This window comes from Flavobacterium sp. (genome assembly GCF_049240005.1).
In the GTDB taxonomy this organism is placed as follows: Bacteria; Bacteroidota; Bacteroidia; order Flavobacteriales; family Flavobacteriaceae; genus Flavobacterium.
In genome coordinates this window covers 93,921-115,925 of sequence record NZ_JBMLTK010000058.1, presented here as the reverse complement: position 1 = coordinate 115,925, position 22,005 = coordinate 93,921, and the positions used below count along the sequence as shown (strand labels likewise).

Annotated in this window: 18 protein-coding genes; 9 read left to right on the top strand and 9 right to left on the bottom strand. The window is 37.7% G+C overall.

Features of this window, described 5'->3' with window-relative positions; translation table 11 throughout:
• Window positions 1-37 precede the first annotated feature (37 nt).
• The 4 genes from ACOVQQ_RS06185 to ACOVQQ_RS06170 form a co-directional block, all read right to left on the bottom strand.
• Entirely contained in the window at window positions 38-697 is a 660-nt protein-coding gene (locus ACOVQQ_RS06185) for a tetratricopeptide repeat protein (RefSeq protein WP_421817424.1), read from the bottom strand.
• A gap of 457 nt (window positions 698-1,154) precedes the next feature.
• On the bottom strand, window positions 1,155-2,063 hold the full coding sequence (locus tag ACOVQQ_RS06180; RefSeq protein WP_421817423.1) for a hypothetical protein: 909 nt from the start codon (window positions 2,061-2,063) through the stop codon (window positions 1,155-1,157).
• Between the two features lie 905 nt (window positions 2,064-2,968).
• Window positions 2,969-4,150, bottom strand: a complete 1,182-nt coding sequence (gene mnmA, locus ACOVQQ_RS06175; protein WP_421817422.1) for a tRNA 2-thiouridine(34) synthase MnmA — start codon at window positions 4,148-4,150, stop codon at window positions 2,969-2,971.
• A 105-nt stretch (window positions 4,151-4,255) separates the two neighbouring features.
• Entirely contained in the window at window positions 4,256-4,945 is a 690-nt protein-coding gene (locus tag ACOVQQ_RS06170; RefSeq protein ID WP_421817421.1) for a toxin-antitoxin system YwqK family antitoxin, read from the bottom strand.
• Window positions 4,946-5,371: 426 nt separating this feature from the next.
• Here ACOVQQ_RS06170 and ACOVQQ_RS06165 point away from each other — a divergent pair, with 426 nt between their 5' ends.
• From ACOVQQ_RS06165 to ACOVQQ_RS06125, 9 genes are all read left to right on the top strand, one after another.
• On the top strand, window positions 5,372-6,352 hold the full coding sequence (locus ACOVQQ_RS06165; protein ID WP_421817420.1) for a fasciclin domain-containing protein: 981 nt from the start codon (window positions 5,372-5,374) through the stop codon (window positions 6,350-6,352).
• 600 nt (window positions 6,353-6,952) lie between these two features.
• A complete protein-coding gene (gene guaA / locus ACOVQQ_RS06160; protein ID WP_421817419.1) occupies window positions 6,953-8,482 on the top strand; it encodes a glutamine-hydrolyzing GMP synthase in 1,530 nt (509 codons plus the stop codon).
• A 20-nt stretch (window positions 8,483-8,502) separates the two neighbouring features.
• Window positions 8,503-10,401, top strand: coding sequence for a LysM peptidoglycan-binding domain-containing protein (locus ACOVQQ_RS06155; RefSeq protein ID WP_421817418.1), 1,899 nt, complete (start codon window positions 8,503-8,505; stop codon window positions 10,399-10,401).
• Window positions 10,401-10,805, top strand: coding sequence for an OsmC family protein (locus ACOVQQ_RS06150; protein ID WP_421817417.1), 405 nt, complete (start codon window positions 10,401-10,403; stop codon window positions 10,803-10,805). The genes ACOVQQ_RS06155 and ACOVQQ_RS06150 overlap by 1 nt, the downstream gene beginning before the upstream one ends.
• Window positions 10,806-11,042 (top strand): DUF3820 family protein, encoded by a 237-nt coding sequence (locus ACOVQQ_RS06145; protein WP_094485265.1) that lies wholly within the window; start codon window positions 10,806-10,808, stop codon window positions 11,040-11,042.
• Window positions 11,043-11,111: 69 nt separating this feature from the next.
• The gene (locus ACOVQQ_RS06140; RefSeq protein WP_421817416.1) at window positions 11,112-12,725 is read left to right on the top strand and encodes a CTP synthase; all 1,614 of its coding nucleotides are present in this window, start codon (window positions 11,112-11,114) and stop codon (window positions 12,723-12,725) included.
• 17 nt (window positions 12,726-12,742) lie between these two features.
• The gene (yidC, locus tag ACOVQQ_RS06135) at window positions 12,743-14,608 is read left to right on the top strand and encodes a membrane protein insertase YidC (RefSeq protein WP_421817415.1); all 1,866 of its coding nucleotides are present in this window, start codon (window positions 12,743-12,745) and stop codon (window positions 14,606-14,608) included.
• A 912-nt stretch (window positions 14,609-15,520) separates the two neighbouring features.
• Entirely contained in the window at window positions 15,521-16,363 is an 843-nt protein-coding gene (locus ACOVQQ_RS06130; protein WP_421817414.1) for a helix-turn-helix domain-containing protein, read from the top strand.
• 156 nt (window positions 16,364-16,519) lie between these two features.
• Window positions 16,520-18,043, top strand: a complete 1,524-nt coding sequence (locus tag ACOVQQ_RS06125) for a serine hydrolase domain-containing protein (RefSeq protein ID WP_421817413.1) — start codon at window positions 16,520-16,522, stop codon at window positions 18,041-18,043.
• Window positions 18,044-18,410: 367 nt separating this feature from the next.
• On the opposite strand, the gene ACOVQQ_RS06120 is transcribed toward ACOVQQ_RS06125, so the two are convergent.
• The 5 genes from ACOVQQ_RS06120 to ACOVQQ_RS06100 all read right to left on the bottom strand — a co-directional run bounded on the left by ACOVQQ_RS06120 (window position 18,411) and on the right by ACOVQQ_RS06100 (window position 21,804).
• Entirely contained in the window at window positions 18,411-18,854 is a 444-nt protein-coding gene (locus ACOVQQ_RS06120) for a hypothetical protein (protein WP_421817412.1), read from the bottom strand.
• An 81-nt stretch (window positions 18,855-18,935) separates the two neighbouring features.
• Complete coding sequence (locus tag ACOVQQ_RS06115) at window positions 18,936-19,445, bottom strand: hypothetical protein (protein WP_421817411.1); 510 nt, start codon at window positions 19,443-19,445, stop codon at window positions 18,936-18,938.
• A 16-nt stretch (window positions 19,446-19,461) separates the two neighbouring features.
• On the bottom strand, window positions 19,462-20,004 hold the full coding sequence (locus ACOVQQ_RS06110) for a hypothetical protein (RefSeq protein ID WP_421817410.1): 543 nt from the start codon (window positions 20,002-20,004) through the stop codon (window positions 19,462-19,464).
• Window positions 19,991-21,505 (bottom strand): hypothetical protein, encoded by a 1,515-nt coding sequence (locus ACOVQQ_RS06105; protein WP_421817409.1) that lies wholly within the window; start codon window positions 21,503-21,505, stop codon window positions 19,991-19,993. The genes ACOVQQ_RS06110 and ACOVQQ_RS06105 overlap by 14 nt, the downstream gene beginning before the upstream one ends.
• Window positions 21,506-21,516: 11 nt before the next feature.
• A complete protein-coding gene (locus ACOVQQ_RS06100; protein WP_421817408.1) occupies window positions 21,517-21,804 on the bottom strand; it encodes a hypothetical protein in 288 nt (95 codons plus the stop codon).
• Between the last annotated feature and the right edge of the window lie 201 nt (window positions 21,805-22,005).

The window sequence follows — 22,005 nt, the reverse complement described above, 5'->3', positions numbered from 1 at the left end:
TTGACCAATATCTAATCCATTTATTTTTCGAAAATAATTACACCCAACGGGTAAATCCTATATTGTAACCACTAATGGTATCGTGAATCTCAGTGTCAATAGTTGATAATTCGTCAGCAATATGCTTTACCTGCGCACCATTGTTTAATTTCCATTCAGTTAACGCTAGATTGTAAAGGCTTCGTTTTTCTGTGTCGGATTCTGTTGCTGATTGAGTGAAGTAATCTTTTGCAATTTGAAACTCGTCCAATTGAAAATGACAGTAACCTATATTATGCAAAATGTCTCTGCATTTTCCAATTTGGTAGGCTTTGGTCAAAAATGGGATAGCTTCTTTAAACTTCCTCTGGTCTAATAGCATATATCCATAGAGATAATATGGGTAGTATGATTTGGGATTTAGTGCTATGCACTCTTCTTGAATTTGAAAAGCTCGTTCTATAGCACCGTCTTCTTTCCAATACCATTCTATTTCTGACCATTCAAAGTAAAGAAACCAAGCAAAGTTGTGTGTTGATTTAACTGTCTTTTTTAGGTTATATGCCCTTTCAAAATAGTCGAAGTCTTCTTTATTTGACTTTTGGTTGGAATATTCGAAATAAGCAATAGCCAAAGAATTTAAAACGTCGAGGTTATTAGAGTCTTTCTCCAACTTTTGAAGTAATTCTTTTATTTCTCTAGCTGAATTAGCTGCCATTTAAAACTGTATAAAACAATCGCGAATTCCCTTTTAGTGCTGCCGTCACTGACGACTATAACGAAATTACAACTTTTCCTTGAGAGAAAGGCAAGTAATTACCAAGTTATAAGCTATGGATATAAAGATATTTAGGGAAAGACTGCGGCTGCGGTAAGCTGTTGTTTCTATTGTATAATAGATAGCTATCGGTTGGAATATACTTATAAATCTTAGCAACCAAAAGCTATCGAAATAGGACGAATTATTGCGTTGAAAAAAGAAAAGATCTTTATTAATCAAAACAGAGTAAGATGACTTCAAAAACGCCATTTAAAGTGCTCTCAAATTTAAAATTTCGAACCCTTATCAAGAAACAAACCTCGCTTAAAGCACTGATTTGACATTGAATTTTACAGTTTTTCAGATTTTTCTTTGAAAATGAGTGGTTGTGTAATGCTTAACGCTTTACCAGCAGTTACTTTAGTTTAAATGTCTTAGCGATCTTTTTAAAGATTTCTAAGTTTTGTATTTGATCATTTGAAGCTTGCCCGAGCAATATATAATATTCCGACTTGTTATATAATATGACTTGATAAACAATCTCATCTTGGGAATCAGCATTTTTACCATTTGCTATGATTTCAAAGCCATTTAAATTATCTATCACAATTGGGTTCACTTCTTTGATTTTACTCAGCTCTCCGTTAGGAAGTTTCTTCAATCGTTCAATTGAGTGCTGTTTGTGATTAAATTCTGGAAATTTACCTACCGAAGTACTTACTATAAAAATCCCTTTATCGGTAGGCAAATTCCCATCTTCACTATATAGTAAAGAGCCAGATAAATACTTAACAAATTTGTAATCAGTTTCTTTGATATCAATCGAAAATTTCACTGCATCAAATGGATTATCGTTTTGATTATCATTATAGATTGTAGAAAAAAGAGATTTTTTAATTTCACTTTCTATTTCTTTGGACGATTCAGGATAAATACCGTTTATCATAATGGTCTTATTTTCGTCACCAAACATTAAAATCTGTTTTAAATATGTAGTTCCATATGCAGCTTGACTGACCTGAAAGAAGGTTGCCTCTTTTCCCTTGAAGTCGACTTTCTCTTTTAATTTCAAAATCATTCCTTTAGTTTTCAAAGCTTCGGCAGTAAATCCTTTACTTACAATAAAATAGGAAGAAGGTATCTCAGTAATCATAATTGAGGATCCATTTTCAGTATTTTGAAATCCGCTAAAGTTTGATGCACTTATAAAGCCGTCTGGCGGAATTAAACTGAATTTTGTTCCTAAAACTGACACATGTTTCTGAGCATTTGTATTTTCAAAGCAGAAAACTAATAGTGTTAGAATGAATAAAATTTTTTTCATGATTTATCGATATTGTTCGTTTGTGATTGCTTATAATTTTATGAATTTTATCAACAGTAGATACTTGTTTCAATTTATCAATTACTAATTAAAAAATCTGCTGTTTTATTCTCGCGAATTTACACACTTCCCTCCTCCCAAAACTACCTATTTATAGCTATTTTTCCACTAAACGATAGTAACGTATTTCCTAGCCCGGATGGCAGCGGCAGCCCGTAAGAAAAATACGCGCGTTGGAACCGCAACTGCAGCGGCGACCCAAGAAGCCCGCTGCAGTGCGTGTGGAAACAGCGTATTTTTTGCGGACTACAGCGAACAGCGGGAATAGCTTCGCAAAGATTTCGAGATTGAAAAATTGAAAAATTAAAAAATAGAAAAAAGGGAATTTCGATAGCTGTCGGAAGGGAAAAAGAAAAATTAGCCTTCGACAAGCTCAGGCACCCACGAATTTTGGGATCAGGTTGGAAACATGACACGTAAAGTGGTGAATTTATCGAAGTCTTAATACTTAATACTCCAATCTTGATATTAAAAAAGCTTTGCGACCTTTGCGTAAATCTTCGTGTTCTTTGCGGTTAAAAATTCAACAAGCTTGGGGACCGATGGAGCACGATGTTTCACAAAGTTATTCTCAATGTACACAATGTTCCCGCTACGTGCTCAGTCTAGGAAGAATTGCGGGTTAGGCCGGGCGAAATGACGCATTAAATGGTGAATGTTTCGAAGTCTTTATACTTAGATCTTAATACTAAAAGTCTTTGCGCTTAGCCTTCGACAAGCTCAGGCACCGATGATACGCGGGTTCGGGCGGGCAAAACGATACGTAAAAGGGTTTAAGTCATGATCCCGATAGCTATCGGGACTAACTTCTAACTTCTAACTTCTAATTTTAAACTTCGCGCTTCTCACCCCGCTATAACCCCACTTCCCAACAATTCATTCCCCGAATACCAAGCTACGAACTGGCCGGCGGTAATGGCCGATTGCTTTTCGTCGAATAAAACGTAGAGGCCGTCTTCGTGTTGCCACAATTGAGCCTGCTGTAACGGTTGACGGTAACGAATACGCGCCTGAACATCGAGCGTTTCGTGCAATTGCAAACGCAAATCTTCGCGAACCCAGTGCACTTCTTTATTGGCAACTTTTAAAGCTTTGCGCCATAAACCGGGATGCTGCTGCCCTAAACCGGTGTAAACGATATTTTCGACCACATCGGTGCCAATAATGAATAAAGGTTCTTTGGTTCCACCTACGTTCAATCCTTTACGCTGACCTACCGTAAAGTAATGCGCGCCTTGATGTGTACCCACGACTTTCGGAATGCCTGCTGCTAAATCAAACGGTGCGGCTTCGAGTACCAAAGTATCGGAATTGTCGGAAAACGAGCGTTCAAATACCGGATCGTCGGCCATTAACTGCACAATTTTACCGGGCTTTGGCTGTAACTTTTGCTGCAAAAATTCGGGTAATCGTACTTTACCAATAAAACACAAACCCTGCGAATCTTTTTTACCCGCTGTAACCAAACCTTGCTGCAAGGCTATTTCGCGAACCTCGGCCTTTTGTAGGTGTCCGATTGGAAACAAGGCTTTAGCTAATTGCTCTTGCGAAAGCTGACACAAGAAATAGGACTGATCCTTATTGGCGTCGGCACCAGCTAAAAGTTGAAAAACTTCTTTTCCGTTAACAGTTGTGCTTGACTTTTGGCAATAATGACCCGTAGCTACGAAATCGGCTCCTAAGTCAAGAGCGATTTTCAAGAAGATATCAAACTTAATCTCGCGATTACACAATACATCTGGATTGGGTGTACGACCGTTCTCGTACTCAGCAAACATATAATCTACGATGCGTTCGCGGTATTGTTCACTTAAATCGACCGTTTGGAACGGAATGCCCAGCTTTTGTGCTACCAGTAAAGCATCGTTTGAGTCTTCTAACCACGGACACTCATTTGAAATGGTCACCGAATCGTCGTGCCAATTCTTCATGAAAAGTCCAATAACCTCGTATCCTTGTTGTTGCAACAAATAGGCCGCCACACTCGAATCAACACCACCAGACAGCCCAACTACTACTTTCTTCATACCTAAAATTCCTGCTGCAAATATACGGCGCTTCCCCTTAACGTCTTTTGCAGACGCCCATTTTAGCAAAAAATTGGCTGCTCGTTTATTAGTGTATCAACGCGATTACTTTACTTTTTTGGCAACCGTTTTCTTGGTTATTGGGTATTTCTCGCGCTTATCAAGCTTTCCGTCTTTATAAAATTCCCAATAGCCTTTCTTTTCGCCTTTTACAAACTTGCCTTTCGACGCTAGTTTACCGTCGCTTTCGCGGAAAATGGCATCACCGTCGTACTGATCGTTCACATAGATGGTTTCTTCCAAAACGATGCCTTCTTCGGTGATTTTCTTGTACGTACCGTTTTTCTGACCGTTTTTATATGTCGATTCTTCGGCGGTTTTACCCGATAGGTAATACACTTTACGAATACTGTCGAGCTTGTCGTTCTTGTAAAACTCTTCCAAAGCTACGACGGTCGATTTCGGGTGATAGTATTTCCACAAACCTTCCTTCTTTTTGTTAACCGTTTTGCCTTCCGAACTTAAAAAGCCGTTTTCATAAATTTTAGTGTAGGCTGTTTTACCTAAATCAGAAAAAACGCGCTCGGCGGTTAGAGTAGAATTCTTATCGTCTGCAAAGAATTTAAAGGTACCTACCTCTTTTCCGTCTTTGAAGTTGCCTTCGTAACGAATGCGTTTCGATGTTTCATAAAAGCCTCGCCACAATCCTTGCTTCAGTCCTTTTGCATCAGTACTGTTAATTTGTTGTGCACTTAACATTTGTGTAACTATCATGAAAACAACTATTAACCTCATATACATGTTGATTTTGCGTGCAAATATAACCTCAAAACCTGAGTTCGATTAAAAATCTTTGTCACATCGCTTAAAATCAATAAATTATGAAATCAAATAAAATGTGGAAAGATATAACCTTCACGCTAAACAGATAAACGGCTGCCTACTTCGTTAGATTTTTTTGCGGTACTACAGTATCCCAAAACAAATCCGCCTTGTATTCAACCATTTATCTGTTTTCTGACCGCAATTTTTAAATCGAACTCAGGTTCAAAACGCGGTGCAGAGTAAAATATTTCGCAGCGGTTGCGTCTGTTAAAAGCAATTTCACTAAAGATTAACGGAGATGGTTAAATTACTCCTAAAAGTGTTTAATCTTCTTGAATAAAAGTTAAACAAAAGAATTTTCTTTCCTAGTTTTACTCCATCAATAAATCAATAACTATGAAAAATTTACGAAAATTTGCAGCCATTGCATTAGGTGCTCTTGCACTAACAACGTTTAACTCGTGCGACGATTCCGATTCAAACGGAGAAACAAGAAACATTGCTGAAATCGCAACAGCAACTCCAAACCTTAGCATCTTGGTTCAAGCATTAACAAGAGCAGGATTGGTTGACGATGTGAGTGGCAACACCAATTTAACTGTATTTGCGCCAACAAACGAAGCATTTCTAGACTTTTTAGAAGCGAACAACTTCAATACCTTAGAAGATGTACCGGTACCTCTTTTGCAAAAAGTATTGCTAAATCACGTTGTTGCTGGTTCACTCCGTTCAAGTGATTTGCAAACTGGTTATGTAAAAACGCTTTCAACAGGAGCAGCTTCTACCACTTCAAACATCTCAATGTTTATCAATACAAACGGTGGTGTTGTATTAAATGGCGGTGTTCCAAACGGCGGAGCAACAGTAACTACACCTAACATCGCAGCTCGCAACGGTGTTATTCACATTGTTAATAGTGTAATTAGTGTTCCAGATGTGGTCGATTTAGTGTTGGCTAATCCAAACTACAGCTCATTACGTGCTGCGTTAACTCGCAACGATCAGCCAGATTTTGTTAGCTTGTTGAGAACTCAAGTTGGAACTGAACCAGCCCCTGTAACTGTATTTGCACCTGATAATGATGCGTTTGCAGCTTTATTAGGCGAATTAAACGCTCCAAACTTAGCAGCTATCGACGGTGCTACATTAACAGCAGTATTATACTACCACGTAGTTGCAGGTGCTAATGTGCTTGCAGGAAGCTTGCAAAACAATCAGCCAGTAACAACTGCTGGCGATGGAATTTTCACCATTCAACTTCCAGCTACTGGAGCTCAGATTACCGACGGAGATAACCGCGTAACTAAAATTGTTGCTACCGACATTCAAGGCGACAACGGAGTTATCCACGAAATTGATCGCGTTTTACTTCCATAATTTCCTTCATATATTTTCTTGGAAAAGCTGCCTACGGGCGGCTTTTTTTGCTTAAAAAAACAAATCGAGATTAAAAGAGTAAGATCCGTAGTGCAAGCGAATTATAGTCGACTTTCTTTTTTTTGGGCGCCCGGGCACGCTTTCGCCTTTACTCCTCGCCCATTCCGCTTCGCTACTTGGGCTGTGGGGTACCGGCTCAATCGTTGGCGCGGCAATCGTTGGCGCGGCAATCGTTGCCAAAAAATCGATTTATTGGAAGAATAAGGTTAAGGAAAATAGACATTAAACCAAACGAAATTGCCTAGTGCAAATTTTTATTAAACAATTGATTTAATGATATTTAATTGAGGTAATATTGCAATATTACGTTTTAAAAATCGCAAAGCTTCAAATAAAAACTACTAGCCATTTCCTGCTAATACTCAACCGTAAAGCATCGATAAAGCCAAACTGTTATTTTTTTAATGATTTCGAAACGCTATTAAACCTAAATGCGCCCGAAGCCAATAGCCAAAGCAGTCGCAGCAAATCGTTGCCAAAAAATCGCTACAACTGCAAAATCGGCGTTGCACGATGCCGTTCAAAAACTTACTTTTGCGCATGCAACACAACGTACTTATTTTAGATTTCGGCTCGCAATACACGCAACTAATTGCACGCCGCGTTCGCGAATTAAACATCTTTTGCGAAATTTTTCCCTACAACCAACCGCCTGCAAATCTCAAAGATTTTAAAGCTGTTATTCTATCCGGTTCGCCGTTTTCGGTTCGTGCCGACGATGCACCGCATCCCGATCTTTCAGAAATTCGCGGAAAAGTGCCGCTACTTGCCGTTTGCTACGGCGCACAATATTTAGCACATTTCAACGGCGGAGAAGTGGCGCCATCAAACATCCGCGAATACGGCCGTGCAAACCTATCGTATCTCAAAGAAAACGAAGCATTCCTCGCTAACATTCCCGCAAATTCACAAGTGTGGATGAGTCATTCCGACACGATAAAATCACTGCCAACAAACGGCGTTCGCCTAGCGAGTACACACGACGTTGAAAATGCAGCATACCGTATCGAAGGCGAGCAAACCTACGCCATTCAATTTCATCCGGAAGTGTATCACAGCACCGACGGTATGCAAATGCTAAAAAATTTCTTAGTCGATATCGCGAAAATCGAACAAAGCTTTACGCCAAACGCCTTCGTCGAAGAGATTGTTGCCGAATTGCAAACTAAAATCGGTTCCGATCGTGTAGTTCTTGGACTTTCGGGCGGTGTCGATTCTACCGTAGCCGCCGTTTTACTCCACAAAGCCATCGGTAAAAATCTGTATTGCATTTTTGTAAACAACGGACTCCTGCGCAAAAACGAATTCGAAAACGTGCTCAAACAGTACGAGCACATGGGCTTGAATGTTAAAGGTGTCGATGCCAGCGCGCAATTTCTCGATGCTCTTGCCGGAATTAGCGAGCCGGAAGCCAAGCGAAAAGCCATCGGACGCGTTTTTATCGAAGTATTCGATGAAGAAGCACACAAAATCGAAGACGTAACTTGGCTTGCACAAGGAACTATTTATCCCGACGTAATCGAATCGATTTCGGTAAAAGGACCGTCGGCAACCATAAAATCACACCACAACGTAGGTGGTTTGCCCGATTATATGAAACTCAAGATCGTCGAACCCTTGCGGATGCTATTCAAAGACGAAGTTCGTCGAGTGGGCAAAACGTTGGGAATTGATGCTGCGCTACTGGGTCGCCATCCGTTTCCGGGACCGGGATTGTCGATTCGTATTTTAGGAGATATCACTCGCGAAAAAGTAAACTTATTACAGGAAGTCGATGCAATTTTCATCGATGGATTAAAATCGTGGGGCTTATACGACAGCGTTTGGCAAGCCGGAGCTATACTACTTCCTGTAAATTCGGTTGGTGTTATGGGCGACGAACGTACTTACGAAAAGGTAGTGGCGTTGCGCGCGGTGCAATCAACCGACGGAATGACCGCAGATTGGGTACATTTGCCGTACGATTTCTTAATGAAAATAAGTAACGAAATCATCAATAAAGTAAAAGGAGTAAATCGCGTGGTGTACGACATTAGTTCAAAACCACCTGCAACCATAGAATGGGAATAGTTTTTGCCAATAAGTTTTATATGAAAAAAGTATTGTTTGTATTCGTTTTGTTCTTTTCGCTACTTGCTCAAGCGCAAAGCATCAAAAAACATCAGGTAAAGGCGGGTGAAACCGTAACCTCAATAGCGAAAGACTACAAGGTAACTCCTGCTGATATCTATCGTTTAAATCCAGATGCTAAAGCCGGACTTAAACCCGAAATGACATTACTCATCCAAACAACAACCGAAGGAAAAGTTAAAGCCGAAGCTCCCAAAAAAACTGAGGATACTCCAAAAAAAGTTACTGAAAAATCGCACACAGTGAGCAGTGGCGAAACCATTTACAGCATCGCCAAAAAATATGGCTTATCGGAAACCGAGCTCCTAGCAGCCAATCCGGATGCAAAAAAAGGTATACAACCAGGTGATATACTTGTACTCAAAGCAGAAAAAAAGAACGGTAAATCAGCTGAAAAAGCAACAACTAAAACCGAAACCAGCTTTCACATCGTTGAACCGAAAGAAACCAAATACGGCATCGCTAAAAAATACGGCATGAGTGTTACGGATTTGGAAGCCTTAAATCCGGAAATTAAATCGGGTTTACAAATTGGTTTTCGCCTAAAAATAAAACCAGGAACGTATGTAGAGCCCGAACCAGTAACGGCTCCAGCTCTTGAAAAACCTATCGAAAAAGAAGTTAAAAAAACAATCACAGTCGCTCCAAAGGAGACACTGTACGGACTTTCTAAAAAATACAAAACAACGGTAGACGAGCTTATTGCATTAAATCCTGAATTGAAAAACGGCTTGCAAGAAGGAATGTCGCTCGTAATTCCCGATGAAGAAAAATCCGAACCCTCAAAAATTGAAATTAAGTCGGCAAACAAATCCGTTAAGCTTGCCGTGTTGATTCCGTTTAATTTAGATAAAATTGCCGTTGATTCTATTCCGTTGGTTACCAATAAATTGAAAGCAGATCGTTTTCTAAATATGACGCTCGATTTTTACAGCGGTGTCGCAGCAGCCATCGATTCATTAAAACAAGACGGTGTAACTGTCGACGTAAGTTACTTCGATAGCGGCGAAAGCAAGCAAAGTTCGAAAGTTGCCGAATTAATTAAATCCGAGAATCTAGCTTCGTACGATGCGGTTATTGGTCCGTTTTACCAAAATCATGTCGAAAAAACCTGCGAACTTCTCGCAAAATCAAAAACCCTGGTCGTTTCGCCTTTAAGCAAAGATTACGACAAGAAGTTTAAAAATTTGGTGCAAACCATGCCCGATTCAAACGTACTTCGCGACGAAACTTTGGAATTCCTTTACGAAAAAGACGCCAAGATTTTAGCGATCGTTGAACCAAAGAAGGTGGCGCTAACCAATTATCTTAAAGCCAATTACAAAGACATTGTCTTTATTCCGCTTACCGAAAAAGGTGGTGTTACCAAAGAATTGATTCAACCACTACTCCATTCCACGAAAGTGAATTACATCATTTTCGAAAGCGAAAGAACAGGCTTAGCACTTAACTTTATAAATGCGTTAAATGCACTGGTGACCACGCATAAAGTAACGCCGGTAACGCTCGACAAAAACGAAACCTTTGATTACGAAGAAATTTCGATCGAAAAATTAGCAAAATTGGGCTTAATTACACCTTCAGTAACTACCGAATTAACTGAAGATGTGCCGTTTCGTGCAGCTTATCGCAGCAAGTACAAAAGCAACCCAACGCAATTTGCCATTCGCGGTTTCGACCTGACCATCGATCTTGTAAATCGTTTAGCAACTAACGAAAATGAGAAAGACCTGTTTCAAGGCGAAACCAACGGACTCGAAAACCGATTCAAATACGAGGCTACCAAAACTGGTACACGCAATTCGGGCATTTACATATTGCAATACCAACCCGATTTAACGGTTAAAACCATCAACTAATGACTAGCAAAGTAACTTATCAAGGACAGCTGCGAACAAGCTCAGTGCACATAGCATCGGGTAACGAAATTACCAGCGATGCGCCAATCGACAATCACGGCAAAGGAGAAGCTTTTTCTCCTACCGATTACGTGGCTAACGCCTTGGCCGCATGCATGTTTACCGTTATGGGAATAAAAGCATCTGAAATGGAAATTGACTTGACTGGCAGTTACGCTGAAGTAACTAAAATCATGGCTGCAGATCCACGTCGGATTGGCGAAATCGTCGTTGAGATGTACCTACCTCAAAATCTAGATGACAAAAACAGAATTATTCTTGAACGAACTGCAAAAACTTGTCCGGTTCATCATTCTTTACATCCCGATTTAATTCAGAACATTCGTTTTCATTATACTTTGTAAATGTTGGATGCACCCAACAAACAGCACTTACTCGAGTTGGCGCATGCTAAAATGCCGTTCGGAAAGTACCAAGATCGCTATTTGAGCGAACTGCCCGAGTATTATTTAGTATGGTTTCAACAAAAGGGATTTCCAGCTGGGAAACTCGGACAACAACTGCGCGAGGTCTTGGAAATCAAAGTAAACGGACTCGAACCGCTGTTGCGAAAATTAAGAGCCGATTTTCCAAAAAAATAGCTCCGAAATTGTGTACTTTTGCCACGTTTTTTTACGAAACCGCAACTACAACACAACAACTACATTATCATGAATCAAACCAAGTACGTCTTTGTTACCGGTGGCGTTTCCTCTTCATTGGGGAAAGGTATTATCGCAGCGTCGCTTGCTAAATTACTGCAGGCGCGTGGGTATCGCACGACGATTCAGAAATTTGACCCGTACATTAACGTCGATCCCGGAACGCTAAATCCGTATGAACACGGAGAATGCTTCGTTACCGACGACGGTGCCGAAACCGACCTCGACCTTGGACACTACGAACGTTTTCTCAACGTTCCAACCTCGCAAGCAAATAACGTAACAACCGGACGCGTATACCTGTCGGTTATCGAAAAAGAACGCCGCGGCGAATTCTTAGGAAAAACGGTACAAGTGGTTCCGCACATCACCAACGAAATCAAAGAGCGTATGCAATTGCTCGGAAATACCGGCAATTTTGATATCGTAATTACGGAAATTGGTGGAACCGTTGGAGATATTGAATCGTTGCCTTACATCGAGTCGGTGCGTCAATTGGTTTGGGAATTGGGCGAATCGAACGCTATTGTGATTCATCTTACCTTAATTCCGTATTTGGCTGCTGCAGGCGAGTTGAAAACCAAACCAACGCAACACTCGGTTAAAACCTTAATGGAAAGCGGAATTAAAGCCGACATTTTGGTTTGTCGTACCGAACACGAACTATCCGACGAACTCCGCAGCAAACTCGCACTTTTCTGCAACGTGAAACGCGAAGCCGTAATCCAATCGATTGATGCCTCAACAATTTATGAAGTTCCGAATCTCATGTTAGAAGAAGGACTAGACGTTGTGGCGCTGCGCGAATTGAATTTACCACCAAAGTCGATTCCGGATCTAAAGAATTGGAATGTATTCCTACACCGATTAAAAAATCCGAAACATGTGGTGAACATTGGTTTGGTTGGAAAATATGTAGAATTACAAGACTCGTATAAATCGATACTCGAAGCCTTTATTCACGCTGGAGCGGCAAACGAAACGAAGGTTAATATCGTTTCCGTACATTCAGAGCATGTTGACTCACATAACGTAGCCACAAAACTTGCCGGACTCGACGGAATTTTAGTCGCGCCAGGTTTTGGAGAACGCGGAATCGAAGGGAAAATCGAAACCGTACGTTACGCGCGTGAGAAGAAAATTCCGTTTTTGGGAATTTGCTTGGGAATGCAAATGGCGGTTATTGAATTTGCACGAAACGTCGCCGGACTTAAAGATGCGAATTCAACCGAAATGAACCGAGGAACGGCATTTCCTGTCATCGATTTGATGGAAGAACAAAAAAACATCACCGAAAAAGGAGGAACCATGCGTTTAGGTGCGTGGAAATGCGAATTGAAAGAAAATTCTCTTGCAGCAAAGATTTACAAAACTACTGCCATTTCGGAACGACACAGACACCGGTACGAATTTAACGGCGATTACCAAGAAGTCCTGCAACAGCACGGCTTAGTTACTTCGGGCGTTAACCCAGATACGAACTTGGTAGAAATTATCGAATTACCCGAACATCCGTTTTTTATTGGTGTTCAATACCATCCTGAATATAAAAGTACCGTTTCCAATCCGCATCCGCTTTTTGTAGCGTTTGTAGAAGCAACGGTCAAAGCAAAACAAAAGTAACTCACGATTTTTAATCAATGGAAGAAAAAAAGTTAGACCTCAACACCATCATCGGCTTCGCCTTAATTTTCGGCTTGCTGTTTTGGATCATGTATCAAAATCAGCCTACAGCGCCCGAAGCTTCAACTAAACCAAAAACCGAGGAAGCGTCCACAAAAGCTTTGCCAGCAACAACTGCTGCTGCAACCACAGCAGCCGACAGCAGTGCGTATTCGCAGAAATTTGGTGTATTTGGAAACAGCGCTGCCCTAGCCCAGCAAAATGCCAAAAAAGAAGTGCAGCTCGACAATGAGGTTCTTTCTTTGAAAATTGCACTTAAAGGCGGACAAGTAACCGAAGCCACTTTGAAAAACTACGAGCGTTTCAAAAAAGGCAGTGGCGAACTTGTTCGTTTGATTCAAAACAACAATGCAAACTTCAATACGAAGCTAATTACTTCGGATAACAAAATCATCAATACGGCCGATTTATACTTTGAACCGCAGTTGTTAAAAAGTGGCGAGAACCAAATACTTTCCCTTAAAGCAAAAACAGCAAACGGCGGTTTTCTTGAGTACCGTTATAGCTTAAAACCAAAAGATTATTTGGTTGGATTCGACCTAGTTTCACAAGGATTAACCAGCGTTTTGTCGCCTAAGCAAGCAGTGGAAATAGAATGGAATTTGAAAACGTTCCGCAATGAGAAAAGCGTTTCGTACGAAAATCGTTATGCTGAAATCTACTACCAATACGAAGATGACAAAACCAGTTACGTAGGTCAAGGCAACGATGCTACCGAAAATCCGGAATCGGTGAAATTTGTAGCATTCAAACAGCACTTTTTCTCAAGCATATTATTAACAGACAAACCGTTTGCAAAAGCCGATTTACTGTCAAATAATCTTGTTAAAGACGAAGAAGTTGATACGCTTTTCACCAAAGATTTCAAGGCTAAAATTGCCCTGAAAGCGCAGGCAGGCGAAATCAACCAAAACATGCATTGGTATTTTGGTCCGACCGACTACAAATTGCTAAAAACGTATGAGCGTGATCTAGAGTACATAGTTCCGCTAGGTTGGGGGATTTTCGGTTGGATAAACCGTTATTTCTTTATTCCGGCTTACGATATTTTATCGGGCTTTTTGGCACAAGGCTGGGCAATTATCTTATTCACCATCCTAATTAAATTGGTATTGTCGCCCATTACGTATAAGTCGTTTTTATCTCAGGCGAAAATGAAAGTTTTACGTCCGGATATTGCCGAATTAAATGAGAAATTCAAGAAAGATCCGATGAAGCGCCAGCAGGAAACCATGAAATTGTATTCGAAAGCGGGCGTTAACCCAATGGCAGGTTGTATTCCGGCGCTGTTACAAATGCCGATATTTTACGCCTTGTTCCAATTTTTCCCGGCTGAGTTAGCTTTGCGTCAGCAAGGATTTTTGTGGGCAAACGACTTATCCTCTTTCGATGCCGTTGTACAATTGCCGTTTTACATTCCGCTGTACGGAAATCACATCAGTTTGTTCCCTATTCTTGCATCGATTGCCATTTTCTTTTACATGAAAATGACAACAGGCGATCAGGCCATGCAACAACCGCAACAAGAAGGCATGCCGGATATGGCGAAGATTATGAAAATCATGATTTACATTTCTCCAGTTATGATGTTGATTTTCTTCAACAACTACGCATCGGGCTTGAGTTTATACTACTTTGTTTCTAACGTGCTTACTATTGGAATTATGTTGGTTATCAAGAATTATATTGTAGATAACGATAAGATTCACGCACAAATTCAGGAAAACAAACAGCGCGAGCCAAAGCAGCAAAGTAAATTCCAACGCAAGTTGCAAGAAATGATGGAAGCTGCCGAAGCTGAAAAAGCTAAAAAGAAGAAATAATTTTTTTAGAAGTTAATCTAAACCGCTGCATTTCGTAGCGGTTTTTTTATGGCGTTCCGGCGGTAGACGTTTGGTGGGAGTTCATCGCTGCCATCGGGCTTTCTGCTGCGCCCGAGGCTTTAGCAGAACTGACTTAAGGTAATCCCTAACGCGGAAACTAGTACCAAACGTTTTGTTTTCATTTTGTATTTGGTTGTACAGTTGGAAAGAGAATTTCTTGAAAATTTGCCCAACATACTTTTGATCCAAATAACTCACGGAATTCACAGAATCTTAAATCTGATATTTCAAAAAATCAACAACAATTATCAATAGTTAAAATATTGATTTTAATTATTTTAATCGAGGTAATATTGCAATATTACGTATAAAATTTCGCAAAGCCAGACTGTTATTTTATTGCTCTTTATATCTGCAAAAAGAATGACTTTCCGTCTTAATACTCCAATCTTAATACTCCTGTCTTAATACTTCCTCAAACAATTAACAATATGCAGGTTAGATTTAATTTAAATTTTTAACAAGAGATTTTTGTTTCTTTACGTCATACCTTATTTGCTGACCATGCTATTCGATTTCAATTTTAAAAGCACTACACTTCTATTTTGCTGCTTTCACGCCACATTGTTCTCTGTTTTGTTACTTACAAAAGGGGCTAGAAAGGGAGAGAAATCGAGTATATGGCTCAGCATATTCACTTTTCTTGCAGCCTTATACATCTTGCCGTTTGCATTGGGTTATGCGGGCTGGTACTCAAGAAATCCGTATCGCGAATTTCTATTTTATGTTCCCTTTCAACAGCTATTTCTATTTCCTGTAGTTTTGTACTTCTACTTTCAAACCCTACTAGATAAGAATTTCCATTTTTCAAAAAATCTAGTGTGGCATTTTGTTCCCCCGATATTCTATTTATTGTATACCATTTTTATCTTCCTTGCCGATAAATTCTATTTCGGTTATTCGTATTTCTATGCCAACGGTCGAGACAAGGATTTTGATAGCTGGTATCAAGTTGCAGGGTTTCTGTCACTTGCTACGTACTTAATTTTAAGTTTACAACTATTAAAAAAATACAAAATTCTGATTTTCAACACGTATAGCTTTGCTGATGAACTAACATTTTCTTGGGCAAAAAAATTTCTTTATGCGCTTTTGAGTATATTAATTTTGCGATTGCTCTTTTTCATTTTTAATCCAGAGTGGGCAAATTTCGGCGCCAAATTTTGGTATTATTGCTGCTTTTCAGTGCTAGTATATTACATTTCAATCAATGGTCTACTGAATGTGGTTACTTCATTAACTTCCTTGAGTCAAAAAGATTTACATGTTGAACCTTCGAAATTAAAAACCAAGAAGGGTAACCAATTAGATAACGAGCTTTCGTTGGCTAGAGACCTAGAAAAATGGAAGGTACAGCTAGAGGCTCTTATGACCAATGAAAAATACTACAAGAATCCTGAATTATCGGTTTTCGATTTAGCAAAAGAATTGAATACCCATCCAAAAAAAATATCTCAAACAATTAATCAGGAGTTTGCTATGAATTTCAATGATTACGTAAATCAATACAGAATAAAAGCGGTAATAGATCTCTTACATGCTGGTGCTCATGAAAAACAAACTTTATTAGCAATAGCTTTTGACTGTGGATTTAATTCAAAATCAACTTTTAACAGAGTATTTAAATATCAAACTAGTTATACGCCTGCTGCTTTTTGCCAAAAATTAACAGTAAATATTGGTGCCAAATCCTGATTTGAGACGAATGGCAAACTACAACTTCCTAATCTTGCCAAAAAAAACATGAACAGCAAGCTTCTTCTTTTCCTCATTTACGTAGCAACGTTTCAGATTTCATCTGCTCAAGAACTTTCAATTTCGATAAACAAGTCTACTTTAGATTCTATCTCGGTGCAAGACGTGCCAAGCCACGCGCCTGGTATTGCAACAGCAATTGTATATCAGGGAAAAGTTGTCTATTCAAAATACGCTGGTTTTGCAAACTTATCCGACAAAACGTTAATAAACCAATCATCTCTCTTCAATATTGCTTCGAATGGAAAACAATTTACTGCGCTAGCGATACTGGAACTCATTGATGAAAAAAAGATAAATTTGTCAGACGACATTAGAACTTGGCTCCCTAAACTTTTTCCAAAAATAACCGAAAAAATTACTGTTGCACACCTTCTTACTCACAGCAGTGGCATACGAGATTGTTACGACTTGTGGTCTCTAAAAGGCATCATTTGGTGGGAAAATTCATTTAATAATCGCGATGCAATTAGAATTATTGAGCAACAAAACGAACTGAACTTTCCACCAGGAAGCCAATACTTATACAGTAATTCAAATTATATTTTATTAGCAGCTATTATCGAAGAAGCTTCAGGAATTTCTTTTGTTCAATATACAAATGAGCTTTTTCGAAAATTAAACATGAAAAATACATTCTTCGTAGACAAGGAAACAAAACTTCCTAAATCAATTGCGCATGCTTACTTTAATTTTGATACTTGGACAACTTTTGACTGGAAATGGAAGGTAAGCGGAGATGGGAATTTATTCACGACTTTAGAAGATCAAATCCAATGGGAACGTTTATTGCAAGGATATGGAGAAAGTACAGTAAAAAGGAAATTGCTCGAAGAAAGTCAAAAATTATGTAGTGAATCTTCAATTAAAAATTACGGTTATGGTCTGGAATTTGGTGAATTTAATAACAAAAAATGTACCTTTCACGAGGGTGCAACGGGAGCATGGAAAGCTACAACACTGCGCTTCAATGAAATGAATTTAGCGTTTGTTACATTAACAAATTCAGGAAAAACCATACCTGCTCAGCAAACGAGACAGCTCGCAGCAAAAGTTCTTAAAAACGAAAATGTGAACTCATTTTTAACTAAACCCACAAGCGTTGGCCCTTTCATTTCCAATGATGCTATTCTTGGAACATACCTAACAGAAAATAACTTCGCCTTTTCATTTATAAACAAGGATGGGAAGATATTTTTACAACGTTCAGGACGGAATGACGTGGAGCTAGAACGTGAATCTGATAACATTTTTCATCAAAAATATGATCCTGATTTTAAACAAGAATTTATCAGATTAAACAACGGGAAACTCATAGTTACTGCTTATTACACAAACCATGCACCGTATTCGCTAACTAAAACAACGCCAATTAATAGTAATTTCAACCCAAAAAATTGGAATGGCAGCTATTTTAATACCGAAACACAAACTCAAATCAAAATCGAATATATAGCAGATGACAATTTCAAAATATCTTTTTTAGAGAATAAGCCAACCGAAGGAAAACTAATCTCCGAACATCAAATATTAGTGGACAACTTTCTGCTAAAAAAATCGGACAACGGTTTATTACTAGATGGAGAACGAATTAAAAACGTTTCATTTACTAAAGAGTAAAGTATTTTATCTCGATTACAGATAAATAAACTGGAGAAAAACTGCCTAAATCTATCTAAGATTTCCCATCATTTGCTATCACGTGTACTTGAATTAATAAGAACTCTCTCAACAGCTATTTTGTAATCTCAACCTACCTATCATTATACTTCATGTTAAAACAATCGATACAACTCATAATAAGCAAGATACATTCAAAACACTGCTGATAAAGGAAAGTCATCCATATTATTCAAAAAAAATACTGTTAAAATTAGCAACCTTTTAACAATCGTTGCGTTGTAACCTCCACCAAATACTCAATGATAAATATATGATTTTTATGAGCGCTTGTTTAGCGAAAGATAGCTGCGATTACACTTGGTAGTTACTTGTTCTTCAATTTTTGAATTAATTTTAGTAGAGCTTCTCGATTTTTGGCTTCGTGGTAAAACTTGGGTAGTTTTTCCAAAAGGGTAAAATGCGAACGGTCTTTGTGTTCACGTAATTTGGCACCGATGTATTGTTCTAAATACAACAAATGCGCTTCGTTGTAAGCAAAAAAGAAGTCGTTTTTAAAAGGGGCCAAATACCAAGTTTCCACATCAAAATAAGCGCTTGCATCAGCCTTGTAGTTAGCGGTATAGCCTAAATGGGTTAACAAAGTGTCTTTTACATCATGAAAACCACAGTGCGTGCAGGTTAACTTGGCTTTCTTTTCGTCATAGTTTACGGTTGTGAGTGCTTTTTTACTACATTTTGGGCACGCCACAGCTACTTCTTCTTGGAAGTGAGTAAGACGAAAATTTTGGTCCTGAAAGCGGTTTTGCATAAATATGTAGTCACTATATCTATTTTTCGAAAGCGAATTGCAAATAAAACTTTCGAGCATTCTTTGATTGGAAAAGTTTTATTATTTCTCGACAAATTCGGTTTCTTTTGAAAAATACTCGAAAAGAATCCATTTCCCTTGCGATTCAATTTCTACTGTCGACATACAGAGGTAGTGCTTTTTTGAATCTGTTTCTTTATCCGAAGACTTAAAAATTTGATTTCCATCTTTAGAAATAAAATTAGTGCTCTCATAGCCTTGCGCATTAAAATCCAATATTAGGTCGTTTGCAATTTTCTCGTTGTAACGCACGTAGGCACTTTCTTTAAAACAAGTGTAATCGACGGTATTATTTTTTGAAAAAAGAATCTCTTTAAAAGCCTGTACTTGTTTGTTTTCATCAAAAACGAAATGGGTTAACAACATGTCGCCATTGGGTAGTTTTTCTTTTTCAAACTGCTGATTTTGCATTGCGTGATACATCTCTACAATGTCGAACTTTTCTTCAAGGAAAACTTGACCAAACAAGTTACTAGACGAAAGTAAAAAGAGAAATAATGCCGAAGCTTTAAGGTGGAAAAGTAATCTCATACTATTTATTATGTTGTTAGTCAAACCAGTACCCTTTCTCGATTGTATATCCTGCTTTTTTAAAAGCTTTTACCAAATCCTTGGCAAAGTATTCATTTTCTCGTAGTGATACAAAATACGTCCTAAACAAATCTACTTTTCTATTGGTTTTGATGTAGTTACCATCTTCAAAATATTCTTGTCGGATGACTTGGACTTTTTCAGGTGCGGATTCAAAAAAGATTCCGATGTCTTTGGTTACGGCTTTGATATCTTGTAAAGCAACAATTTGTTGCTCTAAGTAATAGCCTTTTTCATAGAGCATTTTTTGCTTTGTGGTGTAAAACAAGGTATCATTTTTAATAGCAAGTTCTGCTACTTCCAGACTGTCGATATCTTGTTGAATATAACCTATTTCATTACCTAATCTGTCCGCTTCTGCACGAAGCATTTGTCGAACTTCGTTTTCTTGTTGCAAAGTTTTTTGCAGAAGATGGGTGATGGTGGTGGTTTGTGGAGAAGCAGTTAAAGTGAAAAACAGTAAGCTAACTATAATTTTAAAATCGTTAATTATTTTCATCTTGTTTCTTAACTTTTCCAAAATTATAGGTTAACCCAAAAAAATGTCCAAATGAAAATTTTTCTGTCATTGGTAGAGTCCCTTCTGTGCCTAGGTCATATGAAACGCTTCCATCCGTTTTGTAATTGTCTGATATTCGAGAAATTCTTCCCATAGATAAACCTGTATGCAATACAATTCGTTCTTCTTTTCCAATGATAAAACCTAAACCTGTTAATAATTGGAATTTTTGGTTAGTAGTAAATAATGCACCAATGCTTAAACCCGGTCTAACCCAAGAACCACCTCGAAGAGATACATTGATAGTTGAACCAAAACCAAATTCATAATCTCCTCTATTTTTTTCAAAAATAAATTTTTTACTACCGTCATCTTTTGTTTCATATTCTTTATCCATTAAAGAAGTTAAAAATAAACCACCACTTATGTCAATTTTTACACCACCTTTCACCCAAATATTGTATGTATATTTATCTGGTGTTGGATTTGTTGAATTTTTGTCATAGCGTTCAACTGTTACTTCTACTACATCGATATTTTTTCCATTTATATCTACAGGAAGTAAGTAATTATATAATTTTAATTGATACATTTTAGAAATTTCATCTTTTATTTTTAGGGAAATAGGATTTATTTCTGCTGTTTTTTTGTTAAAATCTTCTAAGACATCAGTAAAAGCACTTGCTTCGTTACCAATACCTTGTATATTTTGAAGTAACTTTATGTAAGCTGAATTGAAATTCTGTCTTTTTGCTATTAAACTATCTTTGTTTAAGAAATCTTCTGCTGAAATTTCTGATACATAATTATCAATATCAATTTTTAAATCATCAAATGCTTGTTTCAAAACTATTGAAGCACTTTTGATGTTTTTTTTATCATCAACCTCATTCTTAGCATTAATTGCTTTTGTTATTGATTTTAGTAGATTGTTCAATTTGGTTTCGTTAATGATATTTGCAGAGTAGAAAGATTGAGAAATGTACTGCGAACTAGACTGCATACTCCTGTTTTTTAATTCATTCTGCAATGAATCAATTTCACTTTTAATTGCTAATTTTTTTGATAAAAGTATACTCTTATTATTTACACTCTTTAAATTAGTATCATTAATTTCTGCTTCAACTTTTTTAAGTTCTTGTTCTTTAACTTTAATTTTGTTTTCTAACTTAGTTTTTTCATCAACAACTTTATTTGAAATATTTGGATTACCTATAATTTTCCCAACACTATCTATAGGATTATAACCTTGTCCTTCAAAAAAATTAACTAATTTATGATTGATTACATACTTGTATTTATATGGATTACCATTAACTAATTTAAATGCTAATGGTTCTTTTGCTTTAATAACTAATTTGGAATTAGAATTTACCGAATCACGTAAAGAGTTTAACGTTGGTTCCCCAAGGTTTAAGGTAAAAACTTTTGTTTCAATTTGTGCTTGGCTTTGAATTGCAAAGACAAACGACACTACTAGTAAAATGATTTTTGATTTCATAAATTAAAAAGTTAATTTAGTTCTTTTATTTCTCCATTTGATGTTAGTTGAAAAACCTTACTTGTAAATTCTTTTCCTTTTGTGTTTTCGGTGTAATATCCAACTGTTATAATTGAAGATGTTTTAAAAACTTCCTTCTTTCCATTATTATCTTGTATGGGATTTCCTTGAGCTGAAAATTCATAATTTTTCGCACCTTTAATTAATGTTACTCTTACGTTTTTAATAGTTGAATTGAGCGAATCTTTTTCTAAACACTTCAAGTCAATTTTGATAGTGGCATTTATTTCTTCAAACACATAATTTGATTCATAGGCTTTATTTGTTGCGCCGTTAAATTTCTGTGCTATTTTATTAGTTAATTAAAAAACGTTATTTAAAAGAATTGAATTATCAGGAGTAGTCTTCTTTGATTGACAGCTTAATAGTACTATTAATATGAAAATCATAGTTGTCATTTTTAATTTCATGATTTCTAATTGTTTTTTTGATTAGTAAAT

What these genes read in the sequence shown, in the direction of transcription:
- ACOVQQ_RS06105 (WP_421817409.1), bottom strand. Translation starts at nt 21,505, where the DNA reads ATGAAATCAAAAATCATTTTACTAGTAGTGTCGTTTGTCTTTGCAATT.
- mnmA (WP_421817422.1), bottom strand. Translation starts at nt 4,150, where the DNA reads ATGAAGAAAGTAGTAGTTGGGCTGTCTGGTGGTGTTGATTCGAGTGTG.
- ACOVQQ_RS06185 (WP_421817424.1), bottom strand. Translation starts at nt 697, where the DNA reads ATGGCAGCTAATTCAGCTAGAGAAATAAAAGAATTACTTCAAAAGTTG.
- ACOVQQ_RS06170 (WP_421817421.1), bottom strand. Translation starts at nt 4,945, where the DNA reads ATGAGGTTAATAGTTGTTTTCATGATAGTTACACAAATGTTAAGTGCA.
- guaA (WP_421817419.1), top strand. Translation starts at nt 6,953, where the DNA reads ATGCAACACAACGTACTTATTTTAGATTTCGGCTCGCAATACACGCAA.
- yidC (WP_421817415.1), top strand. Translation starts at nt 12,743, where the DNA reads ATGGAAGAAAAAAAGTTAGACCTCAACACCATCATCGGCTTCGCCTTA.
- ACOVQQ_RS06150 (WP_421817417.1), top strand. Translation starts at nt 10,401, where the DNA reads ATGACTAGCAAAGTAACTTATCAAGGACAGCTGCGAACAAGCTCAGTG.
- ACOVQQ_RS06115 (WP_421817411.1), bottom strand. Translation starts at nt 19,445, where the DNA reads ATGAGATTACTTTTCCACCTTAAAGCTTCGGCATTATTTCTCTTTTTA.
- ACOVQQ_RS06165 (WP_421817420.1), top strand. Translation starts at nt 5,372, where the DNA reads ATGAAAAATTTACGAAAATTTGCAGCCATTGCATTAGGTGCTCTTGCA.
- ACOVQQ_RS06140 (WP_421817416.1), top strand. Translation starts at nt 11,112, where the DNA reads ATGAATCAAACCAAGTACGTCTTTGTTACCGGTGGCGTTTCCTCTTCA.
- ACOVQQ_RS06155 (WP_421817418.1), top strand. Translation starts at nt 8,503, where the DNA reads ATGAAAAAAGTATTGTTTGTATTCGTTTTGTTCTTTTCGCTACTTGCT.
- ACOVQQ_RS06180 (WP_421817423.1), bottom strand. Translation starts at nt 2,063, where the DNA reads ATGAAAAAAATTTTATTCATTCTAACACTATTAGTTTTCTGCTTTGAA.
- ACOVQQ_RS06120 (WP_421817412.1), bottom strand. Translation starts at nt 18,854, where the DNA reads ATGCAAAACCGCTTTCAGGACCAAAATTTTCGTCTTACTCACTTCCAA.
- ACOVQQ_RS06145 (WP_094485265.1), top strand. Translation starts at nt 10,806, where the DNA reads ATGTTGGATGCACCCAACAAACAGCACTTACTCGAGTTGGCGCATGCT.
- ACOVQQ_RS06110 (WP_421817410.1), bottom strand. Translation starts at nt 20,004, where the DNA reads ATGAAAATAATTAACGATTTTAAAATTATAGTTAGCTTACTGTTTTTC.